At 67.9% G+C, this 16,898-nt stretch carries 17 protein-coding genes; 14 read left to right on the forward strand and 3 right to left on the reverse strand.

The features are described 5' to 3' along the window. The first annotated feature begins 64 nt into the window (after positions 1 to 64). The 3 genes from ACNUDN_RS06600 to ACNUDN_RS06610 are packed head-to-tail and all read left to right on the forward strand — an operon-like array spanning position 65 to position 5,236. Positions 65 to 1,252, forward strand: coding sequence for a GGDEF domain-containing protein (locus ACNUDN_RS06600; RefSeq protein WP_419121201.1), 1,188 nt, complete (start codon positions 65 to 67; stop codon positions 1,250 to 1,252). A 31-nt stretch (positions 1,253 to 1,283) separates the two neighbouring features. Next, a complete protein-coding gene (locus ACNUDN_RS06605) occupies positions 1,284 to 4,577 on the forward strand; it encodes an error-prone DNA polymerase (RefSeq protein ID WP_419121202.1) in 3,294 nt (1,097 codons plus the stop codon). Between the two features lie 17 nt (positions 4,578 to 4,594). Next, on the forward strand, positions 4,595 to 5,236 hold the full coding sequence (locus ACNUDN_RS06610) for a nitroreductase family protein (RefSeq protein WP_419121203.1): 642 nt from the start codon (positions 4,595 to 4,597) through the stop codon (positions 5,234 to 5,236). Positions 5,237 to 5,242: 6 nt separating this feature from the next. On the opposite strand, the gene ACNUDN_RS06615 is transcribed toward ACNUDN_RS06610, so the two are convergent. Beyond that, complete coding sequence (locus ACNUDN_RS06615; RefSeq protein WP_419121204.1) at positions 5,243 to 5,707, reverse strand: tRNA (cytidine(34)-2'-O)-methyltransferase; 465 nt, start codon at positions 5,705 to 5,707, stop codon at positions 5,243 to 5,245. Positions 5,708 to 5,724: 17 nt separating this feature from the next. Between ACNUDN_RS06615 and ACNUDN_RS06620 the strand changes: the two genes are divergently transcribed. Continuing rightward, positions 5,725 to 6,351: a class I SAM-dependent methyltransferase gene (locus ACNUDN_RS06620; RefSeq protein ID WP_419121205.1), complete on the forward strand. Its 627-nt coding sequence runs from the start codon at positions 5,725 to 5,727 to the stop codon at positions 6,349 to 6,351. Here the strand turns inward: ACNUDN_RS06620 and ACNUDN_RS06625 are convergent. Continuing rightward, positions 6,330 to 6,482, reverse strand: a complete 153-nt coding sequence (locus ACNUDN_RS06625) for a hypothetical protein (protein WP_419121206.1) — start codon at positions 6,480 to 6,482, stop codon at positions 6,330 to 6,332. The genes ACNUDN_RS06620 and ACNUDN_RS06625 overlap by 22 nt on opposite strands. A gap of 313 nt (positions 6,483 to 6,795) precedes the next feature. Between ACNUDN_RS06625 and ACNUDN_RS06630 the strand changes: the two genes are divergently transcribed. The 5 genes from ACNUDN_RS06630 to ACNUDN_RS06650 are packed head-to-tail and all read left to right on the forward strand — an operon-like array spanning position 6,796 to position 11,236. Further along, complete coding sequence (locus ACNUDN_RS06630) at positions 6,796 to 9,366, forward strand: ATP-binding protein (RefSeq protein WP_419121207.1); 2,571 nt, start codon at positions 6,796 to 6,798, stop codon at positions 9,364 to 9,366. Then, a complete protein-coding gene (locus tag ACNUDN_RS06635) occupies positions 9,366 to 9,755 on the forward strand; it encodes a serine protease inhibitor (RefSeq protein WP_419121208.1) in 390 nt (129 codons plus the stop codon). The genes ACNUDN_RS06630 and ACNUDN_RS06635 overlap by 1 nt, the downstream gene beginning before the upstream one ends. A 7-nt stretch (positions 9,756 to 9,762) precedes the next feature. Beyond that, positions 9,763 to 10,140, forward strand: a complete 378-nt coding sequence (locus ACNUDN_RS06640) for a DUF742 domain-containing protein (RefSeq protein WP_419121209.1) — start codon at positions 9,763 to 9,765, stop codon at positions 10,138 to 10,140. Next, positions 10,121 to 10,687, forward strand: a complete 567-nt coding sequence (locus ACNUDN_RS06645) for a GTP-binding protein (protein ID WP_419121210.1) — start codon at positions 10,121 to 10,123, stop codon at positions 10,685 to 10,687. Before ACNUDN_RS06640 ends, ACNUDN_RS06645 begins: the two co-directional genes overlap by 20 nt. Then, positions 10,688 to 11,236 (forward strand): pentapeptide repeat-containing protein, encoded by a 549-nt coding sequence (locus tag ACNUDN_RS06650; RefSeq protein WP_419121211.1) that lies wholly within the window; start codon positions 10,688 to 10,690, stop codon positions 11,234 to 11,236. Between the two features lie 18 nt (positions 11,237 to 11,254). Here ACNUDN_RS06650 and ACNUDN_RS06655 read toward each other — a convergent pair whose 3' ends face one another. Next, complete coding sequence (locus ACNUDN_RS06655; RefSeq protein WP_419121212.1) at positions 11,255 to 11,710, reverse strand: hypothetical protein; 456 nt, start codon at positions 11,708 to 11,710, stop codon at positions 11,255 to 11,257. 217 nt (positions 11,711 to 11,927) lie between these two features. Here ACNUDN_RS06655 and ACNUDN_RS06660 point away from each other — a divergent pair, with 217 nt between their 5' ends. Genes ACNUDN_RS06660 through ACNUDN_RS06680 form a run of 5 tightly spaced genes read left to right on the forward strand, consistent with a single transcriptional unit; the run spans position 11,928 to position 16,897 of the window. Further along, on the forward strand, positions 11,928 to 12,740 hold the full coding sequence (locus tag ACNUDN_RS06660; RefSeq protein ID WP_419121213.1) for an MlaE family ABC transporter permease: 813 nt from the start codon (positions 11,928 to 11,930) through the stop codon (positions 12,738 to 12,740). Positions 12,741 to 12,752: 12 nt separating this feature from the next. Beyond that, the gene (locus tag ACNUDN_RS06665) at positions 12,753 to 13,598 is read left to right on the forward strand and encodes an MlaE family ABC transporter permease (protein WP_419121214.1); all 846 of its coding nucleotides are present in this window, start codon (positions 12,753 to 12,755) and stop codon (positions 13,596 to 13,598) included. Positions 13,599 to 13,608: 10 nt separating this feature from the next. Then, positions 13,609 to 14,796 (forward strand): MCE family protein, encoded by a 1,188-nt coding sequence (locus ACNUDN_RS06670; protein WP_419121215.1) that lies wholly within the window; start codon positions 13,609 to 13,611, stop codon positions 14,794 to 14,796. After that, positions 14,793 to 15,821, forward strand: a complete 1,029-nt coding sequence (locus tag ACNUDN_RS06675; protein ID WP_419121216.1) for an MCE family protein — start codon at positions 14,793 to 14,795, stop codon at positions 15,819 to 15,821. The genes ACNUDN_RS06670 and ACNUDN_RS06675 overlap by 4 nt, the downstream gene beginning before the upstream one ends. Further along, positions 15,821 to 16,897 (forward strand): MCE family protein, encoded by a 1,077-nt coding sequence (locus ACNUDN_RS06680; protein WP_431959567.1) that lies wholly within the window; start codon positions 15,821 to 15,823, stop codon positions 16,895 to 16,897. The genes ACNUDN_RS06675 and ACNUDN_RS06680 overlap by 1 nt, the downstream gene beginning before the upstream one ends. Position 16,898 lies beyond the last annotated feature (1 nt).

The raw sequence follows: 16,898 nt of genomic DNA on the forward strand, positions 1-16,898 counted from the left end.
GTAGCGTTCGCCATGCGCCGGGTGATTGAACTGGAGCCGGGACGCTTTCAGTGGGGGTGGGCGGATGTTTGACGGTTTGCGGAGTTCATCCGCTTCCGCGATCGGCCCTGGGCTGTGGCGTTCCGATCAGTACTACTGGTTTACTGCGGTCCTGGCCGCGCGCGGACTGCAGACCGCGACCTGTCGCATGGTGGCGGTGTGCATCGCGGCCCTGGGGCTGCTTCCGGTCGGGATGACGTTCAGCAGCGTCGGCTCTCCGGGGCTACCTGCACGTATCGCCGCGGGTGTCATCGCCGTCGGCGCGCTGGCGGTGGCGACGTTCTGGTTGCGCGATCATTGGCCCACCAGAGCACAGTCGCTGATCTGTGTGGTGTTCGGGTCGGTTGCCATCGGGGTGTCGGCACTGATGGTGTCGAGTCCAGTCGTCGGCTTCCTGGGAGCGACGACGTATGTGCTGCTGAGCGTTTTCGTCGTGTGTTTCCACACCGCCAGGCTGCTGGCGCTGACCTGGTCGCTGGGTGCGGTCGTGCTCGGTGTGCTGTTCGTGCGGCAGGTACAGGTGGACCCGTGGCTCGCGATCAGTGCGTTGCTGGTGGTGCTGTTGCTCAACATCTTCGTCGCGTTCTGCTGCCGCGCGGTGATCAAGCTGCTCCAGCCGGACGCCTACCACGGGGACATCGAGCAGCTCACCGGGTTACTGCACCGCGACGCGTTCTACCGCTCGGTGGCCACCCTGCTGGCGTCGCGCAGTCGCAGTGACGACCAGTATCTGGTGGTGGTCGCGGTGAACCTGGACAGCTTTTCGCTGTTGCTGGGATTGTCGGGATCCGGCGGCGGCAACCGGGCCCGGGTGACGGTCGGACAGGCGTTGCGCGAGACGGTCCGGCACAACGCGATCGTCGCGCACGTCTCCGACGACGACTTCCTCATTGCCGACACATTCACCACTGTCGACGCATCGCCGCTGGTCGAGCGAATCCGCGGTGCCATCGCGGCGACACCGCAGCGGTTGACGGCCAGCATCGGGGTGGTCTGCACCCCGCTGCCGCCATTGGCCGCCGAACCGCCCGACGACGTCCTCGACAAGCTGATCGGTATCGCCACCCAGGCCATCGAGCAGGCACGGATGGCCGGCGGTAACCAGGTCCGTTATGTGCTGCGCCCCGATCTCGAAGCGGGCGACGGCGACGAAGCCAACGGCGGCGACGGCGGCGGATTCGACGGCGGCGGGTTCGACGGCAAGACCGCCTGACAGTCGAACGCGTGTTCGATACACTGGCTCGGTGGGTTGGCATACCGGACCGCCGAGCTGGGGCGAGATGCGGCGGGTGCTGGACGGAAAACCACGCCGCGCCGGCTGGCCGATCGATGCCCAGATCGGTGACGGTGGTGACAGCCCGGCCTGGTCGCGCAAGCGGGGACGGTATGAGGCGCCGGATCTGACTCGACCGGGAGCCTCGGTGCCCTATGCCGAACTGCACGCGCACTCGGCCTACAGCTTCCTCGACGGCGCCAGTACGCCCGAAGAACTGGTCGAGGAGGCGGCGCGGCTGGAGCTACGGGCCATCGCGCTGACCGACCATGACGGCCTCTACGGGGTGGTGCGGTTCGCCGAGGCGGCTCGGGAACTCGACGTCGCCACGGTGTTCGGTGCGGAGTTGTCCCTGGGCGGGGGAACCCGCACCGACGTGGCGGACCCGCCCGGGCCGCACCTGCTGGTGCTGGCCCGCGGGCCGGAAGGCTACCGGCGGCTGTCGCGGCAGCTGGCCGCGGCGCATCTGGCCGGCGGTGAGAAGGGGGTGCTGCGCTACGACTTCGACGCGCTGACCGAGGCCGCCGGAGGACACTGGCAGATCCTCACCGGGTGTCGCAAAGGGCATGTCCGTCAAGCTCTTTCGTCAGGAGGCCCAGAGGCGGCTGGGGCCGCGCTCGCCGGCCTGGTCGACCGCTTCGGTGCGGACCGGGTCTGCGTCGAACTCACCCACCACGGACATCCGCTCGACGACGAACGCAATGCGGTACTGGCCGCGCTGGCGCCCCGGTTCGGGGTCGGCGTGGTCGCCACCACGGCCGCGCACTTCGCCGAGCCGGCACGTGGCAGGCTCGCGATGGCGATGGGTGCGATCCGGGCCCGCAACTCGGTCGAGCAGGCCGCAGGTCATCTTGCGCCGCTGGGCGGCTCGCATCTGCGCTCGGGAGACGAGATGGCCCGGATGTTCGCGCAGTGTCCCGAGGCGGTGGCGGCGGCCGCCGAGATCGGCGAACAATGCGCCTTCGGCCTGGACCTGATCGCCCCGCAGTTGCCGCCGTTCGCCGTGCCCGCCGGGCACACCGAGAACAGCTGGCTGCGCCATCTGGTGATGCAGGGTGCCCTGGAGCGCTACGGACCCCCGGAGCGCGCTGCGCGTGCGTACGCGCAGATCGAGCGCGAACTGGCCGTCATCGAGGCGTTGAACTTTCCCGGCTACTTCCTGGTGGTGCACGACATCACCCGGTTCTGTCGGGAGAACAACATCCTGTCCCAGGGGCGGGGTTCGGCGGCCAACTCCGCGGTCTGCTACGCGCTCAAGGTCACCAACGTCGATCCGGTCGCCAACGGTCTGCTGTTCGAACGTTTCCTGTCCCCGGCCCGCGACGGGCCACCGGACATCGACATCGACATCGAATCCGATCTGCGCGAGCACGCGATCCAGTATGTCTACGACCGTTACGGGCGGGAGTACGCCGCTCAGGTCGCCAATGTGATCACCTACCGGGGTCGCAGTGCGGTGCGTGACATGGCGCGGGCGCTCGGGTTCTCACAGGGGCAGCAGGATGCCTGGAGCAAGCAGATCAGCCAGTGGGGGAATCTGGCCGACACCACCCATGTCGAGGGTATTCCCGACGCGGTGATCGACCTGGCCAGGCAGATCTCCAACCTGCCCCGGCACATGGGAATCCACTCCGGAGGCATGGTGATCTGCGACCGTCCGATCGCCGACGTGTGCCCGGTCGAATGGGCCCGGATGGAGAACCGCAGTGTCCTGCAATGGGACAAGGATGATTGCGCGGCAATCGGTTTGGTGAAGTTCGACCTACTGGGCCTCGGTATGCTCTCGGCGCTGCACTACGCCATCGACCTGGTGGCCGAACACCAGGGCATCGAGGTCGACCTGGCCAAGCTGGACCTGTCCGAACCGGCCGTCTACGAGATGCTGCAGCGCGCGGATTCGGTCGGGGTGTTCCAGGTGGAGTCGCGGGCGCAGATGGCCACCCTGCCCCGGCTCAAACCGCGGATGTTCTACGACCTGGTGGTCGAGGTGGCGCTGATCCGGCCGGGTCCGATCCAGGGCGGATCGGTACATCCCTACATCAAACGGCGCAACGGGCAGGAGCCGGTCACTTACGACCATCCGTCGATGGAATCGGCGCTCCGAAAGACGTTGGGGGTGCCGCTGTTCCAGGAGCAGCTCATGCAGTTGGCCGTCGACTGCGCGGGATTCTCCCCGGCCGAGGCCGACCAGTTGCGCCGGGCGATGGGTTCGAAGCGTTCCACCGAGAAGATGCGCCGGCTGCGCGGGCGGTTCTTCGACGGGATGGCCGACAAGCACGGCGTCACCGGCGAGGTGGCCCAGCGGATCTACGAGAAGTTGGAGGCGTTCGCCAATTTCGGTTTCCCGGAAAGTCATTCGCTGAGCTTCGCGTCGCTGGTGTTCTACTCGTCGTGGTTCAAGCTGCATCACCCCGCGGCGTTCTGCGCCGCGCTGCTGCGAGCGCAGCCGATGGGCTTCTATTCGCCGCAGACGTTGGTCGCCGACGCCCGTAGACACGGCGTCGCCGTGCACGGACCCGACGTGAACGCCAGTCTCGCGCACGCCACTCTGGAGAACCGCGGGCTGGACGTCCGGCTGGGCCTGGGTAGCGTGCGCCACATCGGCACCGAACTGGCCGAACATCTGGTCGAGGAGCGGAAGGCCCACGGGCCGTTCGCATCTCTGACCGATCTGACCAGGCGGGTGCAGTTGTCCGTGCCGCAGACCGAGGCGCTGGCGACCGCGGGGGCGCTGGGTTGTTTCGGGATCACCCGGCGTGAGGGACTGTGGGCTGCGGGCGCGGCGGCCACCGAGCGGCCCGACCGGCTGCCGGGAGTCGGGTCGGCGTCACACGTGCCGTCGCTGCCCGGCATGTCCGATCTGGAGCTCACGGTCGCCGACGTATGGGCGACGGGGGTGTCGCCGGACCGGTACCCGACCGAGTTTCTCCGCGCCGACCTCGATGCGCTGGGGGTGGTGCCCGCCGACCGACTGCTGTCGGTGCCCGACGGCACCCGGATACTGGTGGCCGGAGCGGTGACCCACCGGCAACGCCCCGCCACCGCACAGGGGGTGACGTTCATGAACCTCGAGGACGAGACCGGAATGGTCAATGTGCTCTGCTCGCAAGGGGTCTGGGCGCGCCATCGCAGGCTGGCGCAGACCGCCACGGCGTTGGTGGTGCGCGGTATCGTGCAGAACGCCACCGGCGCGGTCACCGTGGTCGCCGACCGGATGGGGCCGATCGACCTGCGGGTGTCCTCGAAGTCCCGTGACTTTCGCTAGCTGGGTAGTCTCGGGCAATGACCCTCGACCTGACCGCCGACGAAGTTCTGACCACCACCCGTTCCGTGCGCAAGCGGCTGGATTTCGACAAGCCGGTACCGCGAGAGGTGCTGATGGAATGTCTCGACATCGCGCTGCAGGCGCCCACGGGGTCGAACAGTCAGGGTTGGCAGTGGATCTTCGTCAGCGACCCGGAGAAAAAGAAGGCGCTCGCCGAGATCTACCGGACCAACGCCACGCCCTATCTGGACCAGGCCAAGCCGACACTCGGCGATATGCGCGACGAGCAGCGGCCACGTATCGAGGATTCGGCCAGGTATCTCAACGAACATCTCGACAAGGTGCCGGTGATGCTGATCCCGTGTCTGGAGGGCAAGCCGCAGGACACGGTGTCGGGCGCCAGCGCAGGCTACTGGGGTTCGCTGCTGCCGGCGGTGTGGAGCTTCATGCTGGCGCTGCGCTCCCGTGGACTGGGCTCGGCGTGGACCACCCTGCACCTGCTCGGCGACGGTGAACGGCGGGCCGCCGAGATCCTCGGCATCCCGTTCGACGACTACAGCCAGGCCGGGCTGTTCCCGATCGCCTACACCAAGGGCACCGACTTCCGCCCCGCCAAGCGCTTGCCCGCCGAGCAGCTGACCCATTGGGACACCTGGTAGGCCGGCTCAGACCGCGCCGCTGAAGCCGTGCTGACGCCACGCCTCGTAGACGGCGACGGCGGCGGCGTTGGACAGGTTCAGCGAGCGCCGGCCGCTCAGCATCGGTATCCGCACCCGCGCGGTGATGTGCGGGTCGGACAGGGTGTGCTGATCCAGGCCGGTCGGCTCGGGACCGAACATCAGCACGTCGCCGGGCCGGTAGGCGACCTCGGCGAAGGACTCGGCCGCGTGTGCGGTGAACGCGAACACCCGTGCCGGTGTCACCGCCGCCCACGCGGTGTCCAGGTCGGGGTGCACGGTGACCGACGCGAGGTCGTGGTAGTCCAGGCCGGCGCGGCGCAGCTTGGGTTCGGACAGGTCGAAGCCCAGCGGCTCGACCAGGTGTAGTTCGCAGCCGGTGCCGGCCACCATCCGGATCGCGTTTCCGGTGTTGGGCGCGATGCGCGGCGAGAAGAACAGCACCTTGAACACACCGGGATAATGCCACCATGGTCGAAACGAGCATCTGGATGCGGAAAGTCGAGGCCGATCCCGGGCACTCGCAGTGGTACATCGAGCGCTTCCGGGCGATGGCGCGCGCCGGTGACGACCTGGCCGGCGAAGCCCGCATGGTGGACGCGATGGCGCCACGTGGTGCACGCATCCTCGACGCCGGGTGCGGGTCCGGCAGAGTGGGTGGCCATCTGGCGGCGGCCGGTCATCAGGTGGTGGGCGTCGATGTGGACCCGGCGCTGATCGCGGCGGCCGAGCAGGACCATCCCGGTCCGCGGTGGCTCGTCGGCGACCTCGCCGAGCTGGACCTGCCTGCTCGGGGCATCGCCGAACCGTTCGACGTCATCGTGTCCGCCGGCAACGTGATGACGTTCCTCGCCCCGAGTACCCGCGTCCCGGTGCTGGAACGGTTATATGCCCACCTGACAACTGACGGGCGGGCGGTGATCGGCTTCGGTGCGGGGCGCGATTACGACCATGCGGAGTTCCTCGACGACGCCCGCCGGGCTGGGCTGGAGCCCGATCTGCTGTTGTCCAGCTGGGATCTGCGCCCGTTCACCGCAGGCTCGGACTTCCTCGTCGCGATCCTGCGGAGAACGGTTCAGTCCAAGCAGGTTTCGTAGCTGGCGATGGAGACCAGACCGGCGAGTGTGTCGACATCGACCACTTCGCTGCTCATCGCTCGCATCAAGGGGGAGTCACCGATTTCGGAGGCATCGGCCAGCGTGGCCACCTCCACGCCGTTGCGGACCATTTCGCACCTCCGGTTGTGAATACAACACTACCCAATGTGACGCATTTCTCACGCGACGTACCTTCGCAATTGTTCCCGTGTCGGCCCGACCTGCGGGCCTCGGAGCAGTAACAATCGTCTACCGGTTCGGTCGACAAGCTCCTGCCGTCGCCGAAACAGGTTTGCTGGCAATGGGGTTCGGGCGCCGGTGCGGTACCCGCGGGCTCTACCTGTTCAGTGCCGACAGTGGAAGCCCGGACTCGGGGCTGGCATACTCGTCAAATTGCCAGGCCGCCGTGTCCGCCCCGTCGGGGTGCCATCGTCAGGAAGCCGTATGACCGATCCTCGATCTGTGACCCGTGCGCGTCCGGCGCGCTGGGCGCTGCCCAACTGGCCCGTGCGGGTGAAGGTACTGGCCATCGTCGTGGTGCCGCTGCTGCTGGCCTGCCTGTTCGGTGGACTGCGCATCTATGCCGGCGCCGGCGAGGCAGTGCAGCTCGGGCACGCCGCCGACCGTGCCGCCATGGTGCCCGCCGTCGCCGACTATATGGCCGACCTGGAGTCGGCGATGGTCACCGCGACCGAGGGTGCAGACACCCGGGAGGCGTTGATCGCGTTCGAGGCGAGCAAGTCCGAGTTGGCACATCTGCTCGACGTCACCCCGGTCGACGACAGCGTCCGCCTGGCCACCAACACGCTGCTCGACTACGGGCAGAACCTGCTCGACAAGGTGACCGCCGACTCGATCGATCTGCGCACCCGGGTGATGACGTATGTCCCGCTGTTGATCACCGCGGAGACCGCCATCACCGGTCTGGTGGGCGTCGACGACCAACAGGTGCGCGCCGAGGCCGAGGCGTTGTCCCGGGCGGTCGGTGCTCGCGGTCAGATGGCCATGCAGCGGATGCTGGTCAACCGCGGTTCCGAACTGCCCGAACCGCTGTTGAGATCGGCGCTGGTCACCATCGCGGGCACCGAGCCGGCGACCGTGACCGCGATGGGCAGCTATCTCGGTGGCGCGACCGAGCAGGCCACGGCGCTGCGTTCGGAGATGGTCAACCGGATGAGCCTGCTGTCCGAGCCGGCCACCGAGCTCGTCGGTAACGCCGAGCTGCTCGACTCCCAGCGGATCACCGACCGCATCGCTGCCGGCGTGATCGCGGCGACCTCCGACGACATCCCGGCGACGGTGGCGCAGCAGGCCGACGATGCCCGCGCCGCCGCGATTCGCGACGCGGCGCTGGTGGGTGCGGCGATCCTGACCGCACTGATCCTGGTCACGCTGGTCGCCCGCTCGATGGTGGGGCCGTTGCGGACCCTGCGTGACAGCGCGCTGAAGGTGGCTCACGAGGATCTGGCCCGCGAGGTCGAGCACGTGCGCAGCGACGGTAAGGAGTTCCCCGTTCAGCCGATCCCGGTGCACACCACCGAGGAGGTCGGCCAGGTCGCTCATGCCGTGGACGAACTGCACCAGCAGGCCGTGATGCTCGCCGGTGAACAGGCGCGGCTGCAGCTTCAGGTCACCGACATGTTCGAGACCCTGTCGCGGCGCAACCGGTCGCTGGTGGATCAACAGCTCGCCCTCATCGACCGCTTGGAGCGCGACGAGGACGACCCGGAGCGGCTGGAGAGCCTGTTCCGGCTGGACCATCTGGCTGCACGGATGCGCCGTAACGGCTCCAATCTGATGGTGCTGGCCGGAGCGCAGGTGGCGCGCGAGCAGGCCGAATCGGTGCCGGTCACCGCGTTGGTCAACGCCGCCGCCTCCGAGGTCGAGGACTACGCCCGCGTCGTGAGCGCCGGCCTGCCCGACGTGGAGATCGACGGGTCGGCGGCCGGTGACCTGGTGCATCTACTGGCCGAGCTGCTGGACAACGCGCTGCGCTACTCGCCGCCGACCGCGCAGGTCCGGGTGTCGGCGGTGCCGACCGCCAACAACGGACTGGTCGTGGAGGTCAGCGACACCGGGTTGGGAATGACCGAATCGGATCTGCGGGTGGCCAACACCCGGCTGGAGTCCGGTGGTGAGGTGAACCCGTACACCGCCCGGCATATGGGGCTGTTCGTCGTCGGCCGTCTCGCGGCGGCGCACGGTCTGGTGGTGCGGCTGCGCAGCACGGTCGCCGGTCAGGCGGACTCGGGTACCACCGCCGGCGTGTACGTCCCGGCGCGCCTGCTGGTCCACACCGCACCCGCGCAGCACGGCCGGCCGACCCGCTCCGGGGCGCCCACCGCGGTGATCGCCGAACCGGCCGGCGCGGTGATGGGCGAGACGCCCGTACCCGAGGTCGGATCGGTCGGTGAGCGGGTCCCGGCGCCGGTTTCGTCGCCGGTGTCGTCGCCGGTGTCGTCGCCACTGCCGCGGCGTCAGCCCGGCGCCAGCGACGTCGCCGCGTTCTTCGCGCCGCGAACCGCGCCGGCTGCCCCTGCCGCGCCGGCTGCCCCTGTCGCGCCGGCTGCCGCTGCGGCCCCATCCGCCCCGGTACCCGCGGCCAACGGTCGCGCCCGCCACACCCACACCGACACCCACACCCACACTGACAGCCGCTCCGACAGTCGCTCGGACTCGGACTCCGATGACAGCATCTACCAGAAGATGCTCTCGGAATGGCTGGTCGACCCGCACGAGCTGTCGCACAGCTCTGACCTGAACTGGAAGTCGGTGTGGGATCACGGCTGGTCGGCGGCCGCGGCGGCGGAGTCCGCGCCGGTGCTCGACCGCACCGAGGAGGGTCTGCCGGTCCGGCGGCCGGGGGCGCGACTGGTGCCCGGTCATGCCGACGCGGGGCCGGTAGCATCGGCCGCACGCGACCCGGAGGCGGTCCGCACCAGCATCGGCAGCCACTTCGGCGGCGTCCACGCCGGTCGCCGGCGAGCTCAGGAAACCGGAGGTTCCGACAGCTGATGTCTTCGCTCGACTGGTTGGTCGCCCGGTTCGCCCGCGAGGTACCGGGGGTCTCACACGCCATCCTGGTCTCGGCCGATGGTCTGCTGATGGCGGCCAGCGAGCACATTCCGGGGGAGCGGGCCGACCAGTTGGCCGCGGTGGCATCCGGGCTTGCGAGCCTGTCCAGCGGCGCCGCGCAACTGTTCGACGGCGGTCTGGTGCTGCAGTCCGTGGTGGAAATGGAGAACGGCTATCTGCTGCTGATGCGGGTCGGCGACGGGTCCAGTCTGGCGACGCTGGCGGCCCGCACTTGCGACATCGGTCAGATCGGTTACGAGATGGCGATTCTCGTCGAGCGGGTCGGTGCGGTGGTGCAGTCGCCGCGGCGCAGCCCCCAACATTCGTGAGCCTGCGATGGGCGCGCACGACAAGCCGGAAGGGGAACCCGCCGAACCGAATCTGGTGCGCCCGTACACGCTGACCGCCGGACGGACGGATTCGACGGTGCAGCTACCGTTGGAGGCGCCGGTGGGTGTGGTCGCCGCCGGCGGGCCGTCGCGCTGGCCGGCCACCGACGTCCGCGGCCAGATCCTGGCGTTGTGCGCCGAACGTCCGTCCGTCGCCGAGATTGCCGCGCATCTCTCACTTCCGCTCGGCGTGGCGCGGGTACTCGTCGGCGACCTGGTGATGCAGGGTTATGTGCGGGTACACGCCACCCTCGGTGAAGCCGCGACGGCCGAGGAAAGACGAGAACTCATCGGAAGGACATTGCGTGGTCTCAGGGCGCTCTAGGGCATCGACCAAGATCGTGGTGTCAGGCGGCTTCGGCGCCGGCAAGACGACGTTCGTCGGCGCCGTGTCGGAGATCGTGCCGTTGCGTACCGAGGCGTTGGTGACCGCGGCCTCGCAGGGGGTGGACGGTCTGGAGGCCACCCCGGACAAGTCGACCACCACGGTCGCGATGGACTTCGGGCGCATCAGCCTCGGAGCGGACCTGGTGCTCTACCTGTTCGGCACGCCGGGACAGCGGCGGTTCTGGTTCATGTGGGACGACCTGGTGCGCGGGGCGATCGGCGCGATCATCCTCGTCGACGTCCGGCGACTGGCCGACAGCTTTGCCGCGGTGGACTTCTTCGAGGCGCGCAACCTGCCGTTCCTGGTGGCGGTCAATCAATTCGACGGCGGGCCGCGCCACCCGCTCAGCGCGGTGCGTACCGCGTTGGCGCTGTCCGAGCAGGTGCCGTTGATCACCGTGGACGCCCGTGACCGGGAGTCGGCCAAGCAGGCCTTGATCACCGTCACCGAGTACGCGTTGAGTCGGATGGCCCCGACCGGCTGAATGGACACCCACGAAACCGACCGTGAGTTCACCGGGGAACAGTTCCGCGACGAGGATCTGAGCCGGTTGCGCACCGAGCGGGTGCTGTTCACCGAATGCGACTTCACCGGCGCCGACCTGTCGGACTCCGAGCATGTCGGATCGGCCTTCCGGAACTGTACGTTCCGGCGTACATCGTTGTGGCACAGCGTGTTCCGGCACTGCAGCTTCCTCGGCTCGACTTTCACCGAATGCCGGCTGCGACCGTTGACGGTGGTCGAGTCGGACTTCACCCTGGCGGTGTTGGCGGGCGTGGATCTTCGCAAGACCGATCTGTCGGACTGTCGGCTGCGCGAGGCGAGCCTGGTGGGCGCCGACCTGCGTGAGGCGGTGCTGGTCCGCGCCGACCTGACCGGAGCCCGCGTGCAGGATGTCCGCCTGGAGAACGCCGACCTGCGCGGTGCGCGCACCGATCCGTCGTTCTGGACGACGGCGAAGCTGCGCGGCGCCAGGATCGACATCGAACAGGCGATGGGGTTTGCCGCCGCCCACGGTCTGCTCATCGGCTGATGTGCGGTGCGCCCGGTCCTAGAGTCGGACCAGGGTGATCGGGTAGGTCAGGGTGCCGCCAGGTGCGCCGTCACAGCCCGCGGCGAACGACGATTCCAAGGTGCCCTGCAGGGTCACTGCATCCCAGGAGTAGACGTCTCGGGTGGCGATGATGGGTCCGTAATAGACGTTCCCGCACCGTAATCCGTCGGGAACATCGACGGTCAGGGTGTAGCGGCCGTCGGCGAGATGCGCGTCGGCGCGGTACTCGAATGCTTTGGCGATCGGCATCGGGATCGCGTTGACGTGCACGCAGTCCGGGGCTGCAGATTTGCAGTTGGACACCGACCACGCCCAGGTGTGGAAGTCGTAGCGATCGGGGATGACGAGTTGGTAGTTGCCGTAGAAGACGCCGCCGTGCGCGGCCGGTGCGCACAGCATCGCTGCCGCGACGGCGGCCAGCGTGAGGACAGTGCGGGCCGCGGTCTTGACCATCGAATGCCTCCCGGATGTGCTGACCCACAGTCTGGCAAAGGTGTCTGTCACCGGGTCGTGGAACGTCCAAACTCGTCGGCCCGTACTTGACACTGTGGCGAAATTGTCTATATGCGGCAATTTTGACACCCGGGCCGCGTTCGATGTGGTCAAATTCCGCCCGAGACGCACACATGCTCGCCCCGTCCACGGTCAGGTGCAGAGGAGTTGCCGACGAATGGTGAACAAAGCCGCCGACCGTTGGTCGTCGGGGATACCGACTCTCTCCGGCGGGCTGTCCGGGCCGTTCCAGGCCGTCGGCGGACTTTTCGCCATGTCGGTGGATGCGGTCAAGTTCATCTTCCGGCGGCCCTTCCAATGGAAGGAGTTCCTCGACCAGTCGTGGTTCATCGCACGGGTTGCGCTGGTACCGACGCTGCTGGTGGCCATCCCGTTCACGGTGCTGGTGAGCTTCACGCTCAACATCCTGTTGCGCGAGTTGGGCGCCGCCGACCTCTCCGGCGCCGGTGCCGCGTTCGGCGCCGTCACCCAGGTGGGTCCGCTGGTGACCGTGTTGATCGTTGCCGGCGCGGGAGCCACCGCGATGTGTGCCGATCTCGGATCGCGCACCATCCGTGAAGAGATCGCCGCGCTGCAGGTGCTGGGTATCGATCCGGTGCAACGGCTCGTCACACCGCGCATGCTCGCGTCCGGACTGGTCGCGCTGTTGCTGAACAGCCTCGTCGTGATCATCGGGATCCTCGGCGGCTACGCGTTTTCGGTGTTCATCCAGGACGTCAACCCCGGCGCGTTCGCCGCGGGCATCACCCTGCTGACCGGGGTGCCCGAACTGATCATCTCCGGTGTCAAGGCCTGTTTGTTCGGGCTGATCGCCGGGCTGGTCGCGTGCTACCGGGGCCTGACCATCAGCGGCGGGGGCGCCAAAGCGGTGGGCAACGCGGTCAACGAGACCGTCGTGTACGCGTTCATGGCCTTGTTCGTCGTCAACGTGGTGGTCACCGCCATCGGTATCCGGATGACGACCGGATAGCGGGGGACGACGATGGCACTTCGCGGTGTGTATCCCCGCCTGACGCGGGAACTGGACCGGCCGGTGGCCGCACTGGCCGGAATCGGCGACCACACGCTGTTCTATCTGCGGGCGCTGGCCGGTGTTCCCTTCGCGGTCGTGCGCTACCGGCGCGAGATCGTCCGGCTGATCGCCGAGATCAGCATGGGGGCAGGCACTCTGGCGATGATCGGCGGCACGGTGGTCATCGTGGGTTTCCTCACGCTGGCCGCCGGCGGCACGCTGGCGGTGCAGGGCTACAGCTCGCTGGGCAACATCGGCATCGAGGCCCTCACCGGGTTCCTCGCCGCGTTCATCAACGTCAGGATCTCGGCCCCGGTGGTCGCCGGAATCGGGCTCGCTGCGACCTTCGGCGCCGGTGTCACCGCACAACTGGGCGCAATGCGGATCAACGAGGAGATCGACGCGCTGGAGTCGATGGGGATCCGTCCGGTGGAGTACCTGGTGAGCACCCGCATCGCGGCGGGGATGATCGCGATCACCCCGCTGTACTCGATCGCGGTCATCCTGTCCTTCCTGGCCAGCAAGTTCACCACCGTCATGCTGTTCGGTCAGTCCGCTGGCCTGTACGACCACTACTTCTCCACGTTCCTGAACCCGATCGACCTGCTCTGGTCGTTTCTGCAGGCCGTGCTGATGGCGCTGGCGGTGCTGCTGGTGCATACCTATTTCGGCTACTTCGCCGCCGGCGGTCCGGCCGGGGTCGGCGTGGCGGTCGGCAACGCGGTGCGCACCTCGCTGGTGGTCGTCATCTCGGTCACCCTGCTGGTGTCGCTGTGCATCTACGGCACCAACGGCAACTTCGATCTGGCTGGGTAGGGGAGTGCCGGTGAGCGGACGGACGGGGCGGGCGGTGGTCGGCCTGGTCACGGTGGCGACGCTGGTGGGCGTCGTGGTGGTCGCGATCGGTCTGTTCCGCGGAAGCTTCACCGCGACGGTGCCGGTGACGGTGCTCTCGCCGCGCGCCGGTCTGGTGATGAACCCCGACGCCGAGGTGAAGCTGCACGGCGCGCAGGTGGGCACGGTGTCCTCGATCGAGGCGCTGCCAGACGGACAGGCTGCACTGCATCTGGCGATGAATCCCGGGCAGCTCGGCCTCATCCCTGACAACGTCGCAGTCGAGATCACCTCTTCGACGGTCTTCGGCGCCAAGTTCGTCGAACTGGTGCCGCCGCCGCAGCCCTCGACGGCGTCGCTGCAGCCTGGTGCGGTACTCGCTGCCGGCCACGTCACGGTGGAGATCAACACCGTGTTCGAGCAGCTGTCCGCGGTGCTGGCCAAGATCGAACCCGCCAAGTTGAACCAGACGCTGGGGGCGCTGGCCTCGGCGTTCGACGGCCGCGGTGAGCAGTTCGGCCGTGCACTGGGCGACATCGACACGTTCCTGGCCGCCATCGATCCCAGCCTGCCCAACCTCGAGCATGAGCTCGCTGTCGCACCGCAGGCACTCGACGCCTACGCCGATGCGGCGCCGGACCTGCTTGCCGTGGCCGAGCACGCGACCCGGATCTCGGACACCCTGGTCGGTGAGCAACAGAACCTGGATGCGTTGTTGGTCAGTGCGATCGGGCTGGCCGACATCGGCACCGATGTGATCGGCGGCAACCGGGCCGCCATCACCGAGGTGCTCGACCTGCTGGTCCCCACCACCGACCTGACCAGCGAGTATCACGAGGCGCTGAACTGTGGGCTGAAAGGCGCGACGGTGCTGGCCAAGGGGCCGGGCACCCCGGTGCCCGGGGTGTTGCTGCTGCAGTCGTTCTTCCTCGGTAGCGAGCGGTACCGCTACCCGGCGAACCTGCCGAAGGTGGCGGCTACCGGTGGCCCGGTCTGTCAGGGCCTGCCGACCATCGGTTTCCAGGAGCGGCCGCAGTTCGTCGTCGCCGATATCGGCGCCAACCCGGCGCAGTACGGCAACCAGGGCATCCTGCTCAATTCCGACGGTCTCAAACAGATGCTCTACGGCCCGCTGGACGGGCCACCGCGCAACACCGCACAGGTGGGGCATCCCGGATGAGCGTGCGGTCGACATCGATCAAGTTCGGCGCCTTCGCGGTGGTGATGGTGCTGCTCAGCGCCGCATTGTTCGCGATCCTGGCGCAGTATCGGTCCGGCCCGGTCAACCGCTACTCGGCGGTGTTCGACGATGCGTCGAGTCTGAAGTCGGGGGATTCGGTGCGGGTCGCCGGGATCCGGGTCGGCACCGTGAAAAGCGTTGCACTGCAACCGGACAACTCGGTGGTGGTGGATTTCGACGCCGACCGCGGCATCCGGTTGACGACCGCCACGACCGCCGCCGTGCGCTACCTCAACCTGGTCGGGGACCGCTACCTCGAGCTCGTCGACGAGCCCGGACCGACGACGATCCAGCCGCCGGGATCGCGGATCGAGAGCAACCGCACGGCCTCCGCGCTGGATCTGGATCTGCTGCTCGGCGGGCTCAAGCCGGTGATCCGGGGCCTCAACCCGCAGGACGTCAATGCACTGACCAACTCGCTGATCCAGATTCTGCAGGGCAACAGCGGTGAGGTGGAGTCGTTGTTCGCGCGGACCTCGTCGTTCGCCAACTCGATCGCCGACAACTCCGCGACGGTGCAGCAGCTCATCGACAACCTGAACCAGACACTGGAGGCGATCGCCGACGACGGTGATCAATTCTCCTCGGCCATCGACGGTTTGGAGCGGCTCACCACCGGTCTGGCCGCCGACCGTGACCCGATCGGAGAGGCCATCACCGCCCTCGACGACGGCACCGCCTCACTGGCCGATCTGCTCGGGCAGGCCCGGGCGCCGCTGGCCGGCACCATCGACGAGTTGAACCGGACTGCCCCGCTGCTGGCCAACGAGACCGATCTGGCCCGGTTGGACCTGATGCTGCAGAAAGCGCCGGCCAACTATCGCAAGCTGGTCCGATTGGGCTCCTACGGCAGCTGGGTGAACCAGTACCTGTGCGGTATGTCGGTCCGTGTCACCGACCTGGAGGGCCGCACCGCCTACTTCCCCTGGATCGTTCAGAACACCGGAAGGTGTGCCGAGCCCTGATGCTGAAATATGACGGAACTTCCCTGGCCCGTTCGGGTTTCATCGGCGTGGTGGTGATCGCGCTGATCATCGCCGTGGGCCTGCAGCCGCAGCAGCTGTGGTCGATGGCGACCTCGGTGCGGTATCACGCGGTGTTCACCGAAGCCGGTGGGTTGTCGCCGGGTAACGAGGTCAAGGTCTCCGGGGTCACGGTCGGGACGGTCTCCGACGTCGCACTCGACGGCGGCAGCGTGCAGGTCACGTTCGTCGTCGACGGCAAGGTCCGCCTCGGTGAGTACACCGCCGCCCACATCCGGACCGGCAGCCTGCTGGGTGAACGGATGCTGGTACTGGATCCGGCCGGTGACGCCAAGTTGGGTTCTGGCGGGGTGATCCCGGTGACCCGGACCTCCTCGCCCTACTCGCTCACCGATGCGCTGGGCGAGTTCTCCTCCAACACAGCCGATACCGACACCGCCGCGGTCAACCGCTCGCTGGACACCCTGTCGGAGACCATCGAGCGGATCTCGCCTCAACTGGCGCCCACCTTCGACGGGCTGACCGAGTTGTCGCGGTCGCTCAACAGTCGCGATCAATCGCTGGGCGCGCTGCTGGAGAGCGCGGCCGATGTGACCGGAATCCTCTCCGAACGCAGCGATCAGCTCAACACGCTGATCCTCAACGCCGACGACCTGCTCGCTGTTCTGCAGCAGCGCCGTTACGAGATCGTCAGCCTGCTGGCCAACACCTCGGCGGTGGCGCGACAGCTCACCGGCCTGGTCGCCGACAACGAGCAGGAACTCGCCCCCACCCTGGAGCGGCTCAACACCGTGTCGGCGATGCTGGAACGCAACAGTGACAACATCGCCAAGGCGCTCACCGGCCTGGCCAAATATCAACTCGCCCAGGGGGAAGCCATCAACAACGGCTTCTACTACAACGTGATGGTGGCCAACCTCAACCCGATGCAGACGCTGCAGCCGTTCTTCGACTACGCGCTGGGTTACCGCCGGGGCGTCGACGCCGGACAACCGCCCGACAACGCCGGCCCACGCGCCGAATTCCCGTTCCCCTACAACGGAATCCCCGGAGGCTGAC

Source organism: Mycobacterium sp. smrl_JER01 (assembly GCF_048513595.2).
GTDB lineage: Bacteria > Actinomycetota > Actinomycetes > Mycobacteriales > Mycobacteriaceae > Mycobacterium.